Source organism: Chitinophaga sp. (assembly GCF_039596135.1).
Taxonomy (GTDB): domain Bacteria; phylum Bacteroidota; class Bacteroidia; order Chitinophagales; family Chitinophagaceae; genus Chitinophaga.
The window spans coordinates 51,983-65,622 of sequence record NZ_JBCNKH010000014.1 but is presented as its reverse complement, the minus strand read 5'-3'; the positions used below and the strand labels follow the sequence as shown (position 1 = coordinate 65,622).

At 47.1% G+C, this 13,640-nt stretch carries 10 protein-coding genes and 1 riboswitch; of the genes, 6 read left to right on the top strand and 4 right to left on the bottom strand.

Annotated elements, in window-relative coordinates:
* The first annotated feature begins 3 nt into the window (after positions 1–3).
* From phnA to ABDW16_RS11735, 4 genes are all read left to right on the top strand, one after another.
* Positions 4–1,245 (top strand): phosphonoacetate hydrolase, encoded by a 1,242-nt coding sequence (gene phnA, locus ABDW16_RS11750; protein WP_343669933.1) that lies wholly within the window; start codon positions 4–6, stop codon positions 1,243–1,245.
* Positions 1,214–2,659 carry an aldehyde dehydrogenase family protein gene (locus ABDW16_RS11745; RefSeq protein ID WP_343669932.1) on the top strand — a complete coding sequence of 482 codons (1,446 nt, stop codon included), beginning with the start codon at positions 1,214–1,216 and terminating at the stop codon, positions 2,657–2,659. The genes phnA and ABDW16_RS11745 overlap by 32 nt, the downstream gene beginning before the upstream one ends.
* A gap of 10 nt (positions 2,660–2,669) precedes the next feature.
* Positions 2,670–3,815 (top strand): TIGR03364 family FAD-dependent oxidoreductase, encoded by a 1,146-nt coding sequence (locus ABDW16_RS11740; RefSeq protein ID WP_343669931.1) that lies wholly within the window; start codon positions 2,670–2,672, stop codon positions 3,813–3,815.
* Between the two features lie 85 nt (positions 3,816–3,900).
* Positions 3,901–5,508: a L,D-transpeptidase family protein gene (locus tag ABDW16_RS11735; RefSeq protein ID WP_343669930.1), complete on the top strand. Its 1,608-nt coding sequence runs from the start codon at positions 3,901–3,903 to the stop codon at positions 5,506–5,508.
* Here ABDW16_RS11735 and ABDW16_RS11730 read toward each other — a convergent pair.
* From ABDW16_RS11730 to ABDW16_RS11715, 4 genes are all read right to left on the bottom strand, one after another.
* Positions 5,495–6,250 carry a murein L,D-transpeptidase catalytic domain family protein gene (locus tag ABDW16_RS11730; protein ID WP_343669929.1) on the bottom strand — a complete coding sequence of 252 codons (756 nt, stop codon included), beginning with the start codon at positions 6,248–6,250 and terminating at the stop codon, positions 5,495–5,497. The genes ABDW16_RS11735 and ABDW16_RS11730 overlap by 14 nt on opposite strands.
* 296 nt (positions 6,251–6,546) lie before the next feature.
* A complete protein-coding gene (locus ABDW16_RS11725; RefSeq protein WP_343669928.1) occupies positions 6,547–7,596 on the bottom strand; it encodes an agmatine deiminase family protein in 1,050 nt (349 codons plus the stop codon).
* Positions 7,596–8,471 (bottom strand): carbon-nitrogen hydrolase, encoded by an 876-nt coding sequence (locus ABDW16_RS11720; protein WP_343669927.1) that lies wholly within the window; start codon positions 8,469–8,471, stop codon positions 7,596–7,598. The genes ABDW16_RS11725 and ABDW16_RS11720 overlap by 1 nt, the downstream gene beginning before the upstream one ends.
* Before the next feature lie 47 nt (positions 8,472–8,518).
* The gene (locus tag ABDW16_RS11715) at positions 8,519–10,255 is read right to left on the bottom strand and encodes a hypothetical protein (RefSeq protein ID WP_343669926.1); all 1,737 of its coding nucleotides are present in this window, start codon (positions 10,253–10,255) and stop codon (positions 8,519–8,521) included.
* Positions 10,256–10,328: 73 nt separating this feature from the next.
* Positions 10,329–10,521, top strand: a riboswitch (cobalamin riboswitch).
* 111 nt (positions 10,522–10,632) lie between these two features.
* Here ABDW16_RS11715 and ABDW16_RS11710 point away from each other — a divergent pair.
* Complete coding sequence (locus tag ABDW16_RS11710) at positions 10,633–11,694, top strand: DUF5074 domain-containing protein (protein ID WP_343669925.1); 1,062 nt, start codon at positions 10,633–10,635, stop codon at positions 11,692–11,694.
* 2 nt (positions 11,695–11,696) lie between these two features.
* Entirely contained in the window at positions 11,697–13,637 is a 1,941-nt protein-coding gene (locus tag ABDW16_RS11705) for a TonB-dependent receptor (RefSeq protein ID WP_343669924.1), read from the top strand.
* Positions 13,638–13,640 lie beyond the last annotated feature (3 nt).

The following is a 13,640-nucleotide window of genomic DNA, read 5'->3' as shown; positions in this document are numbered from 1 at the left end:
CACATGTCTATATCCACCTTACCATTTACTGCGAACGGCATTACTTATCAACCACCAGCAGCACCTATCGTGGTGATCTGCCTGGACGGCTCTGCCGACGAATACCTGGACATTACGCTCGCCTTTGACCGCATGCCTCACCTGAAACGCATGATTCAGCAAGGCTACAGGGGAATGGTCAGAGGCGCACTACCTTCTTTTACAAACGTGAATAATTCTTCCATTGTAACAGGGGTATCACCAGCTGTACATGGCATCAGTGGCAACTTCTTTTACGATGCAGCCCTGGACCAGGAAGTCATGATGAACGCCGCAACTTATTTACGTGCAGAAACCCTGCTGGCAGCAGCTGCAAATGCAGGTAGAAAAGTAGCAGTAGTGACAGCCAAAGAGAAGTTGCGCGATATCTTATCTCATAACCTGAACGGCATTGCGTTTTCTGCAGAGAAAGCAGCAGCAGCTACTATAGCCACACACGGCATCGATGATGTAGAACAACTGACAGGTGAACCCGCTCCCGCCATTTACAGTGCAGCCGCCAGCCTGTTCGTACTACGGGCTGGCAATGCTTTGCTGCGTGCCGGCAGAGCAGATTTCCTATACCTGTCACTGACAGATTACATGCAGCATACCTATGCACCGGAAGCGCCTGAATCTTTAGATTTCTATGCTGCCATCGATCATGAACTGGGTCAGTTACTGCAGGCAGGCGCCATTGTAGGCGCTACGGCTGATCATGGTATGAACGCCAAACAATTACCTGACGGCAGTCCGAATGTGATCTATGTAGAATCCCTGCTGGATGAACAATTCGGCAAAGGCAGCAGGGTGATTTGCCCCATCACCGATCCATATGTAAAGCACCATGGCGCATTGGGTTCATATGTGGTCGTACACCTGGCAGATCCTTCCCGGACAGATGAAATAGGCCGCTGGCTGCTGGCACAGCCGGGTATTACGGAAGTATATGACCGTGAAACCGCCGTGCGCTTGCTCGAACAACCGGCTGACCGTACCGGTGACCTGGTGGTAATGTCTGCCCGCAATGTAGTGCTGGGCCGTACCCCTGCACATCATGACCTGCGTGCACTGGATAGCGGACTTCGCTCTCATGGCGGCCGTTATGAAGAAATGGTGCCCCTGCTCATTTCTCATCCCCTGAATGCAACCTATATGCGAAAAGCGGCAGGTGATGCCCGCAACTTTGACGTATTTGATTTTACAATTAATGGAACTGGTAAATAACTTATCCCTGCATTGCTATGCAGCAGGCAAAATGATACAGGGTACGGAACAACTCACGATCCGGAGCCCTTACGATAACAGGGTAGTTGGCACCCTCTCCACGGTAAAGGAAGCCGATACCCGGGCGGCCATCGAAGCAGCATTGCAGCCAAAAGCGATTATGAGCCATTATGAGCGCTACCAGGTGTTAAATAGTGCTCACCAGCTGCTGGGTACCCGAAGAGACGAATTTGCGGCGCTAATTAGCGCAGAATCGGGTCTTTGTATCCGGGAAGCCATGTACGAAACCGGGAGGGCGATGGATGTGCTCCTGTTTGCTGCCATTGCCGCCTTGCAGGAACCTGGCCGGGTATTATCCTGCGATGTTTCTCCACAGGGCAAAGCAAGGAAGATCTATACCCTGCAGGAACCGCTTGCACTGGCTGTCGCAATTACACCTTTCAACCATCCCCTGAACCAGGTCGCACATAAAGTAGCGCCGGCATTGGCAGCAGGTACGCCTGTAATTCTGAAACCTTCTGAGAAAACACCGCTTACCGCCATCCGCTTTGTGGAATTATTGTACGAAGCTGGCTTGCCACCACATATGCTCAGTGTACTGCTGGGACCAACCCCTGAAGTGGCAGGTGTTTTAGTGAGTGATCCCCGTGTATCCGTGGTGTCTTTCACTGGCAGCGTAGCAGTCGGTAAGCGCATTGCTCAAACAGCAGGCTATAAAAAAGTGATCCTGGAACTGGGTGGCAACGATCCCCTGATTATACTGGACGACGCAGATATGGAACTGGCTGTGACCCTTGCAGCCGAAGGGGCATTCCGCAATTCAGGGCAGCGCTGTACAGCCGTGAAGCGTATATTAGTTCAGGAAAGTATCCATGATGAATTTGTATCGCAATTCATTGAAAAAACAAAAACCTATACCTGTGGTGATCCTGCCGATCCGGCTACTATAGTAGGCACTGTGATCGACGAAGCCGCCGCCGTGCACCTGGAAGAACTGATTGGAAAGGCGGTGGCACAGGGCGCAAAACTGTTGCATGGTGGTACCCGCAAAGGCGCCTTACTACAACCGGCGATATTGACACAGGTGCCGCGGAATGCAGAAATGGTCGTACAGGAAGCATTTGGACCACTGGCACCGGTAATGGCTGTAGCGAATCTTGAAGACGCCGTACATGTTGCCAACAGCACCACATACGGACTATCTTCCGGGGTAGTGACCAACGACCTGCAGCGCGCGATGTACGCCATCAAACATATTAGCGCCGGCACCGTGAATATCAATGAAGTGCCCGGATACCGTATTGAACATTCTCCATTCGGAGGTATTAAAGACTCAGGACTAGGCATTAAGGAAGGGGTAACTGAAGCCATGAAGACTTTTAGTTTCACCAAAACTTATTCCCTTCCCTGGTAATATTATTTTTATGCAACAATTTGACCTGATTATAACCGGCGGTGGTATACTGGGAACCGCACATGCCTTTCATGCTTTGCAAAAGGGGTTAAAAGTTTTATTACTGGAAAGGGACAACTATCCTGTTGGCGCTACCGTACGTAACTTTGGACAGGTAGTTCCTTCCGGCCTTGCAGATAAATGGTTTGATTACGGGCTCACTGGTTTGGCGCTTTATAAATCTATCCAGGAGAAAGGCGATATCTCTGTGAGGCAAAACGGGAGTGTCTACATCGCATCTGACGACGATGAGCAATTACTGATTCATGAGCTGAAAGCCCATTATGATAATAAGGGGTACAATGCACAGCTGCTTTCTGCATCCGCGATTCAGGATCGTTACCCGGCTATCAAACCTGCATACGCCCGGGAGGCGCTTTTCTTCCCGGACGAAATCAGTGTGGAGCCGGACAAGATGATTCATGGCCTGCATGCCTATATGAAAGAAACATTTAGCCATTTAAAGATCTCCTGTTACACCCCCGTTACTTCCATTACCGAATCCAACGGACAAGTTATTGTAAACGGGCAGTTCCAGGCTAATAAGGTCATTATCTGCTGTGGGCATGAAGGAAAATTATTGTTCCCGGATATCTTTTCCAACAGTGGTCAGATGGTAAGCAAGCTCCAGATGATGCGCACCATTCCAATGCCTGAACTACAGCTGAAAGGCAATATCCTCACCGGACTCACCATTCGCAGGTATGAAAGCTTCGCTGCCTGTTGCCCTTCCTTTCACCACATTCAAACACCACAGCACTATGAAGAGCTGAAAAAATGGGGCATCCATATCCTCTTCAAACAGGCCACAGACAATAGTATTATCATTGGCGACAGCCATGAGTATGCAGCAATCAACCAGACTGACGATTTAGGTTTTCATACCAATCATTATATCAATGAACTGATCCTGGAGGAGGCATCACATATTATTAACATAAAGAGCAAACAGATCGCTACCTGTTGGAATGGGTTCTATGCACAGCATAATGAAAAGAATATTTTCGAATATGACATCACCCCGCAAATCCATATCCGTACCGGGATAGGAGGAAAGGGTATGACGGCCGGTGCTGGGTATGCAAAAGCGAGTGTGGACCTGCTTTATGGGAATTAATACCCAATTTGCGGAAAAAACTTTTCATCCGGGGCCATGAATAGTGGCCCCGGGTACGGGCACAGGTTTTGCTTTTGTTTCAGGTATGAAAAAGGCATTGATATTTTCGGTTTTTGCAATCGTCCTGATCGCAGGCTGTAAATTCAGGACAGATCATAACAGCAGCGGCGACAGTGCCGCACAATATGTTACTCCCCGGAACAACGATATCACCCCCGCAAATGCCTACAACAGCCTTTTCCTTGACACCAAAGATGTAGAGCAATTCATCACGAACCAAAAACTGGATACTAACCTGGCTAACAGGTTGCGTAGCTTTTACAATGCCCGTAACTTCGAATATGCCTGGCTCGATACCAGCGGTCTGAATGAGCAGGCCTACGGATTCCGTAGTTTATACGATTACAGTGTAGATACCAGCGAAACGAATAAGGCCCTGGAATATCGCCTCAATGCTCTCATGAACAATGAACAGGATTCAACTACTAATATTGTAAAAACAGAACTACAACTGACCCAGCGCTTCATTACCTACTTCCTCAATGCACATAAAGATGATAAAGATGCTGTGAAAATCATGGAACACTATGTACCCATGCAAAAGTACGATGTGCTGCAGCTGGCAGATATCGTTACCTCCGGCAAAGGTTATCACTCCACAGATATTCATAACATGTACGGCGACCTCACAAAAGAGCTGGAGAAATATACTGCTATTGCTAAAAAAGGAAGCTGGGACACCATTCCCGTAGATAAAAAGAAGAAATACAAAAAAGGAGATACCAGTGCTGTCATAGCCGCTATCAAACATCGTTTGCAGGTAACCGGTGAACTGGCCGGGCAGGACACAACCGGCGTGTTCGACGATGCACTGGAAGCTGCTGTCAATCAATTTGAAGGTACGCATGGTCATACACCAAAAGGAATTATCACGGATACCCTTATACGGGAAATGAATGCACCAGCGGTTACTATCGTAGAAAAATTACTCATCAACATGGAGCGTATGCGATGGATACCACCTCTACCACAGGGCAGGCTCATCATGGTGAATATACCCGAATTCATGCTGCACGCATGGAACGGTAAGAACAAAGATTTTGACATGGCAGTGGTAGTTGGCAAAGAGGGTAAAGGTACTACCAGCTTTTCCGGCGATCTGAACCAGGTAGTTTTCAGTCCCTACTGGAATCTGCCCCGGAGTATTATCAAAGAAGAAGTACTACCTGCCATCCGCAGAAATCCCAATTACCTGTCAAGCCATCATATGGAAGTAACGGGCGAGAGAAATGGAGTGCCGGTGATCAGGCAGGTACCCGGAAAAGATAATCCATTGGGCAGGGTGAAATTCCTCTTTCCCAACAACTTCAATATCTATTTTCACGATACGAATCAAAAGGAATTATTCAACAAAGATCAGCGCGCGTATAGTCATGGCTGCATACGCCTGGCAGACCCGGTAAAAATGGCGAATTACCTGTTGCATGATCAGCCGGAATGGACAGCAGAAAAGATTGATAGTGCCATGAACAGTGGAAAAGAAAAGTACGTCAGGGTAAAGCACCCTGTACCCGTTATGATAACTTACTATACTACCTGGATAGGCGCAGACGGTCAGTTGCATGTGGTGGAAGACATCTATGACCATGACCGCAAAATGGCGGCAAAATTATTTACTGTCAGACAATTGTAGTATCGACAGGCATTGAATCCAGAATTTTGGAATGTGCCATATAGTATTTATCAGGACTATACAGGAACAGGCAGGAACCATCTTTGATCATCTCAATAATCTTCCTGTGTACTTTTTCAGGAATAGCCGGGCAACCTAAACTGCGGCCGATATACCCCTGCAAAGCAGCTAATTTCTCATTTACATATGCCGCACTGTGCATCACGATGCCACGACTCATCGCGTTGTCATTGATGCCCTGTTCCTGACCTTGCAGGCGCAGGCTATAGCCATGCTCCCCCCTGTAAGTATCCCCCGTTACATAAAACCCCAGGCTGCTTTTAAAGCTCTCCGGCGAATTGGAGAATGCAGTTGCTACATCCGTACCGGAATTACGGCCATGAGATACGAGGGTGTTAAACAGCACTTTCCCGTTTTTCAGGTCAATAACGAATAGTCTTTTCTTACTGGATGGAAGGCTGAAATCTACGATAGTAATCAGATCTGTGTTAGCTAATTTGCCTTCTGCTTCGAGTTTTTCCATACCACGAAGTGCATAATTGAAGGCGGTACGGGATAATCCCATTGAATCCAATGCCAATGTGTCGTACAACATCGCTTTGTTGCTTACTGCTGATGTGTTGTGGACGATAGTGCTTGTTGTTTTATGACCGGTAGATGGTAGTACTCCAAATGTTGTAACTGCAAAAACTCCGGCGGCAAAGGTATACTGAGTAATTTTCTTAATAACAGGTTTCTTCATCTAAGAAATTGGTTAGGCTTCTTTAATAAGGATAATAATTTCTGAAATACCAGGACAGGGCAAAGGTAGCACTGAAAATGTGAAAGAAATGTGAAGAGGAAGGTAGGACTCCGAACAGAACGATTCCGTGAATTGGGGGATATGCAACAGTGGTGCAGTTCTAAAAGGAATAGCCCGGTAGCGCCCGGCAGTGATTTTTAACAATTAGATGACATTGGAAGTCAATCATATAGCGGAATTCAGGGATATGTTTTGACCTAAAAAAGGCGCTGTTGCGAGTACAACAGCACCTTTTTTTATACCAATGGTTCCTGCTGACTCAGGCAGTGAAAACTACCCAGTCCCCAGATGATCTCGGTTGAATCGATCCCGACTACCTCACGGGTTTTAAAGCATTCCTGTATAATCCGGAGGGCTTTATCATCCTGTGCACAACGATAAGTAGGTACGATAACATGTTTGTTGCTGATATAGAAGTTAGCATAAGAAGCGGGCAGGCGCTGGTCTTCAAATACCACTGCATCAGGCATTGGCAGCTCAATAACGTTGAGTTGCTTACCGTTCAGCAGGCGCATTTGCTGTAGCTGTTGCAGGTTCTGCTGCAGCAGGTCGTAGTTTTCGTCCTGCTTGTTACTTTCCACTACAGTAAGCACAGTATCTTCGTTTACGAAACGAACAGTATCGTCGATATGACCATCTGTATCGTCTCCGATGATTCCTTCTGCCACCCACAGTACCTGGTCTACACCATAGTAATCCTGTAAGTAGGTCTCCAGCTGTGCCTGTGTCAGGTGTGGGTTCCTGTTTTCATTCAGCAGGCAGCAGGTAGAGGTCAATACGGTACCTGCCCCGTTAAATTCTACAGAACCACCTTCCATAACGATACCAGGGTAGAATACCGGTAATTTATAATGATTTGCAATCAGGGAAGGAATTACATCGTCCTTATCGAAAGGAGGATATTTACCGCCCCAGGCATTATATCCCCAGTCTACGATGACCTTCTTTTCTGCAGCAGCAGGATTGATCAGGAAAGCAGGTCCATGGTCACGACACCAGGCATCGTTAGTAGGATGCAGGAAGAATTCCACTTTGTCCATTTGAACGCCTGCTTTCTGCAGGTGTGCAGCAGCAGCGGCTTTCATGGCTTCGTCTACCACGTTGATGCGTACCAGCTCACTTTCTGCCAGGTACTTTACGAACTGGCTATAGTAAGGATAGATCGTGTCAATCTTGCCTGGCCAGCTGGCTTCTTTATGCGGCCAGCTCAGCCATGTAGCGACATGCGGATGGAATTCGGCAGGGAAGAAGTATCCCTGCTGTTTCAGCGATGGTTGTCCGTTCATTATGCTTCGTCGATAAATCTTTTAGTGATATTGGCGTAGGAATCAATCCTCCTGTCGCGCATGAAAGGCCAGTGGGTGCGGTACCTGTCGGTTACAGACAGATCCAGTTCTTCCACATGGATTTCTTCGTTTTCGTGAGAAGCCTGGTAGATGATGGTGCCAAACGGATTGGAAATGAAGGAGCCACCCCAGAATTTCATGCGGCCTTCCTGCTCGAAACCGGTACGGTTCACGCTTACCACGTGGATACCGTTTGCAACGGCATGGCTACGCTGAATAGTCTGCCAGGCGTTGTATTGCTCGGTATTAGTGGCTTCGTCCTGGTTGGTAGCCCAGCCAATAGCGGTAGGGTAGAACAGGATTTCAGCACCCATGAGGGCGGTGATACGGGCAGCTTCAGGATACCACTGATCCCAGCAGATGAGTACACCGATGGTGGCAAATTTGGTTTTGAAAACTTTATAGCCTAAATCACCGGGCGTGAAATAGAATTTTTCGTAGTAAGCCGGATCGTCCGGGATGTGCATTTTGCGGTATTTGCCAAGATAAGACCCGTCAGCGTCCAACACAGCAGTCGTATTGTGATACAGGCCCTGTGCTCTTTTTTCAAAGAGGGAGGCGATGATCACAACACCCAGTTCACCTGCTACTTTCTGCAATGCATCTGTAGATGGACCAGGAATAGGCTCGGCGAGAGAGAAGTTGTCGTAATTCTCTTCATCACAAAAATACAGGGAAGTAAACAGCTCCTGTAAGCAAACGATCTGTGCACCTTTGGCGGCAGCAACTTTTACCTGCTCAATTGCTTTGGCAAGGTTTTCCGCCTTATTGGCCGTACAAGTCATTTGCACAAAACCTACTTTGACTTTTGACATTTACCAGTGTTTAAATTTGAAAAAGAAGGGGCAAATTTACAGAATTTTTAGAAGAAACTAAACCCTACATGCCAACCAAACCAACAGTAAAGGTTATCGCTGAATTTAATGGCCCCATATGGACCCGGTATCTTCGTCTTGTATCCCGCCACGTTGGCATTCTTATAATTAAAATACATGGTAAATGCTGGTCCTATAAAGATCCTCGCATTTTTACCGATCTCCTTATTCCATGCCGTTTGTAACCGCGCTATAGTACCTATCGTCTCCCAACTGCCCAGGTACAGGTTCTGCTCCGTAATCTCTACACTATAATCCTTAAAAGACTTTCCTATACCATACCCAAAACTATATGCCTTCGACCCCTCTATAAAACTAGCTCCCGCCAGCATGAGGCTATATAAGTTCTTATTTCCGGACTTGAACGCCAGGTTGAACGGTAATAGTTCTGTATTATATACCAATAACTGGTGGTACCCCCTGCGCACTATACTGACCACCCCGATACTATACCCATCAGAAGAATCTGCATAATTGACCACACCTATCTGCACACCTTTCAGGACCCGCGTTATATTCAACACACCAGCCGCCTGAACTCCTTTCGTTGTATCAGCCACGTTGAACACGCCTGCGGCCTGCACACCATTTTCCGTCATCCGCGTCATATTTCCTATTCCTGCCGCCATTACCCCATAACTATCCTTCCAATAAATATTGAACACACCCGCGGCTCCCACACCCCTCGTCACACCGGTAGACATATTAAAGATCCCCGCCAGCTGCACGCCTTCATAGCCCCTGGCAGTGATATTACCAAACCCCGAAGCCTGTAATCCTTTCACGGAATCCATGACCTGGTTATGCAAGCCACTCAGCTGCACACCTTCCATTTTCCCACCCACCACATTGAAAAGTGAGGCAAACTGGGCATATTTCACATCTTTCTGGTCTATATTAAATGCCCCGGATATCTCCACACCATTCAACCCTGCTGTATACCCCCCAATGAAGTTCAACGAGATCTTATTCACCACCTGGGAACTCAACTTACCATGTGTACCCAAACCGGGTATTAAAGACGACTGATAAGGTTGATCTGCAAAAAATCGGCTCAGGTTCAAAGACTGCATACGTTGTTTGGAAGTCAGGAAGACCTTTCCAAACCAGGTCTCACTCACCCGTGAATACTGGTTCACATCCACCGTAGTCAGCATGATCGGCGCCGCAGGCTTAATGCTCACACTGATCTCCTGGTCATACCCGCTCGCCACCATCATGATGGTATCTTTATAGAGCTCCTTACTCACTGTCAGCATCAGGGGCAAAGGGCGTTCCTTCTCCCTGAGTCGCAGGCGGTAATAACCCTGCTCATTCGTCATGGTCGAGATCAGCTGTACCCCTTCGTATACACTCGCATTATTCAGCGGTTTCCCGTTGCTGGCGTCTGTAACATGCCCGCTCACATAGAACCACTTTTCCCTGTTAGGTTGCAGCAACACCTGGCTGCCCGCGTCTTTATAGGCCATGCTTCCCTGGAACAACTGGTCCAGTACCTGCTTTACCGTTCTATTATTGACGCGTACCGACACAAGGCTATCGGCATGCACCATTTCACGTACATAAGAAAAGTGAAAATTACCCTGAATTTCTATTGCATCCAGCACAGAAGATATCGGCTGCCGGGTCATGGTGACTGAAACAGTCTTACTCAGGTTGCCCTGGGCGTAGCTATAGGTGACGCCGCATAGGAGGACCACAAACAGGAAAAGTTGTCTCAACAAAACGGATTATTTAAAAATTTGCGGCAAGATAGGCGAAAAAACGTTTCAATTTGGTTATTCCACCCTCATAGTGTAGGTTTGTGCCGCATTTGGTGCCTGTCACTAGATAGGCTTAAAAGGGAATCCGGTGCAAAACCGGAGCTATCCCCGTAGCTGTAACCTGAGAACGTAGTTTCGGCTCTACTCTATGCCACTGTCCACCACGGATGGGAAGGCCGCCGGAATATCAGGAAGCCAGAAGACCTGCCAGTATGCAACAGATCCATTCAGCGCTTTCGGGTGAAAAGCTTCAGGATATACTCAATGATATTACGCCTTATCATGCTGAATGATCTATTCCGAAAGGAACAATTCAACTATTACAATATTTAAACAGCATGCAAAGAAAATTACACGCATTCCTATTAGCATTCTCTGTATTATTAGTAGCATCCTGTTCAAAGGATGACGACACTGCTATTATTTCCAAAGGGAAATATGACAACGGTTATTTTATTTTAAATGAAGGTAACTATAGCGTAAAAGCCGGGGACCTGAGCTTCCGTAGTTATGATGCGGATACCCTTTCGCAGGACAACTACCTGGCAGTGAATCCTTCCGGCTCACTGGCTACCACCACCCAGACACCAGAGTATGGCACCATTTATAACGGCAAACTGTACCTCGTAACCAACTATGGCGGTCCACTGGTGGCAGCTGATGAATATTCCCTGAAAGAAAGCGCCAGAAACGCCAGTCTGCCTGCAAATGGACATGCCTTCATTGGTATTGACAACAGCAATGGTCTGCTCAGTACTGACAATGGTATCTATCCTGTAACCTTATCTTCACTGAGCCTGGGTTCCAAAATTGCAGGCATAAGTGGTGACGTCAGTGATATGCTCAAATCGGGTAACTATATATTTGCATTGACTGCCAGTGATGGCATCGTAGCACTCAAGACCAGCGACTATAGTGTAGCAAAGAATTTAGGTACCGCCATCGCAGGTTTTGCCCAGGGTAAAGATGGTTATGTATATGCAGCGCAAACAAACGCCCTGTTGAAAATCGATCCATCTACATTGAAGGTCGATACCATTACAACGTCCTTCAATGTACGTTATAATGAATTTGTTTTTACCAGCGGCTCTATTGTAGCTTCTACCCAGGAAAACGCTATTTACGTATTAAGCAGCGACCAGAAGGTGTACCGCTATGTATCGGGCAACAACAGTTCACTGGCCAGCGCTTACATCACCCTGCCTGCAGGTAGTTACTTCTATGGCAAAGGCATTGGCTACGATGCAGCGAAAAATACCCTGGTATTGACTACAAATGCCAGTGTATGGGGCAGCGATGTGAACAATACGCTTTACACTTACAGCGCCGCAGACGCTGGTTTAAAATCTACGATTACCTACACTGGCAATTATTATCCAGCCATGGTCGTGTTCCATTAATTATGAAGGAAACCAGTTTTATAATATGCCTCATTATGCTGTGCCTGCGTTTACAGGCACAGCATAATGATACGACCCATACTTTGCAGACGATTACCATCTTCTCTGCCAGACCTGGCGCCATTACGCCCGTTCAAACCCTCAGCGGAAAAGCACTGGAAAAGATGAACAGCCTCTCCGTGGCCGATGCTGCCCGGTTCTTTTCAGGCGTTCAGATCAAAGATTATGGAGGGGTAGGCGGTCTCAAAACCCTGAATGTACATAGCATGGGTACGAACCAGCTGGGCGTATTTTACGACGGCATTCAACTGGGCAATGCGCAAAATGGCACTGTAGATCTGGGCCGGTTTTCCCTTGATAATATTGAACAGATAGACCTCTACAACGCCCAGAAAGGCGTAATCTTCCAGCCTGCAAAAGGATTTGCGTCTGCAGCTTCTATTTATCTGCAAACGAAAAAACCTGTCTTTCAGGATGCTGCCACCTTACATGGTAAAGCCGGCTTTAAGACCGGTAGTTTTGGATTGATCAATCCTGCTGTGAGGATAGAGCAAAAGCTATCTGCACGCACATCTGCTGTCATCAGCACAGAATGGACCCGTGCAGACGGACAGTACAAATTCCGTTACCGCTACAATGATTATGATACCACCGCTGTTCGCAAAAATGGTGATATAGACGCATGGCGCATAGAAGCAGGTGTATATGGCAATGGCAAAGATAGCAGCAATTGGCACGTACAGGGCTATTATTATAATTCAGCCCGTGGGCTCCCTGGCCCCGTTGTAAAAGGGCATTTCGAAAACGGGCAGCGACAATGGGATAGAAATGCGTTTGTACAGGGAGGTTATAGTCAAAAATCCGACAGGTACAGCATGCAGTTGAATGGTAAGTATATGCTGGATTATGTGCGTTATCTCGATACAACCATTGTAACTACGAGCGGTCCGCTGATGAACCGTTTCCGCCAGCATGAATACTATCTGTCTTCTGCTAATCAATATCGCATCAAAGACTGGTGGGATGTGGCTCTCTCCGCAGATTTCCAGGTAAACCAGATGACAGCTGTGAACCTCGATCACTTCTCTATCCCCACAAGAGTAACCACGTTGGTAGCAGGTGCTACGCAATTACATTTCAACAGGATAGATCTACAGGGAAGCCTGCTGGCGAGTGTCATTAATGAAAGTACCAAACTTTATACGAGTGGGGGGAACAGGAGAGCTTATACCCCTGCAATGATTGCCTCCTGGCAACCATTTGCCAATCCGGCCTTGCGGGTGAGGGCCTTTTATAAGGAGATTTTCCGCATGCCTACGTTCAATGATCTCTACTACACCACTACCGGCAATCCCACGCTGAAGCCAGAATATAGCAGGCAATATGATATAGGTGGCAGTTATACAAAGACCTCCGCTGGCTGGTGGCAATACTTTGCTATTCAGGCAGATGCATATTACAGCAGGGTAACAGACAAGATCGTAGCAGTGCCGGGTAAACTCTTCCGCTGGCAGATGCAAAATATCGGGTTGGTGAATATCTACGGGATAGATGCAGGTGTACAAACCTCACCCCGGTTCTTCAAAGAAATTGGAACGAACTTCTCTCTTAAGTATACTTTTCAGAAAGCTACCGACAATAATGATCAACAGATCGTATACGTACCTTTGCACAGCGGGTCCTTTACCACCAACCTTTCCTGGAAAGCATGGGACCTGAATTATAACTTTGTGTATGTAGGATCCCGTTATTATGGCAGCGTCAATATTCCGGAGTATTATATAGCGCCCTGGTATACCCATGACCTGTCTTTGTCATGGCATATCAGTCAGCTGAAATTAACAGGAGAAATCAATAATGTATTCAACCAGTATTACGATGTAATTTATAACTATCCCATGCCGGGGCGTTATTATCGTATTACTGCCAGTGTAAATTTTTAACTG

Excerpts from the sequence above, each read along its gene's own strand:
- ABDW16_RS11710 (WP_343669925.1), top strand. The coding sequence starts at position 10,633 with ATGCAAAGAAAATTACACGCATTCCTATTAGCATTCTCTGTATTATTA.
- ABDW16_RS11705 (WP_343669924.1), top strand. The coding sequence starts at position 11,697 with ATGAAGGAAACCAGTTTTATAATATGCCTCATTATGCTGTGCCTGCGT.
- ABDW16_RS11740 (WP_343669931.1), top strand. The coding sequence starts at position 2,670 with ATGCAACAATTTGACCTGATTATAACCGGCGGTGGTATACTGGGAACC.
- ABDW16_RS11720 (WP_343669927.1), bottom strand. The coding sequence starts at position 8,471 with ATGTCAAAAGTCAAAGTAGGTTTTGTGCAAATGACTTGTACGGCCAAT.
- ABDW16_RS11735 (WP_343669930.1), top strand. The coding sequence starts at position 3,901 with ATGAAAAAGGCATTGATATTTTCGGTTTTTGCAATCGTCCTGATCGCA.
- ABDW16_RS11730 (WP_343669929.1), bottom strand. The coding sequence starts at position 6,250 with ATGAAGAAACCTGTTATTAAGAAAATTACTCAGTATACCTTTGCCGCC.
- ABDW16_RS11725 (WP_343669928.1), bottom strand. The coding sequence starts at position 7,596 with ATGAACGGACAACCATCGCTGAAACAGCAGGGATACTTCTTCCCTGCC.
- phnA (WP_343669933.1), top strand. The coding sequence starts at position 4 with ATGTCTATATCCACCTTACCATTTACTGCGAACGGCATTACTTATCAA.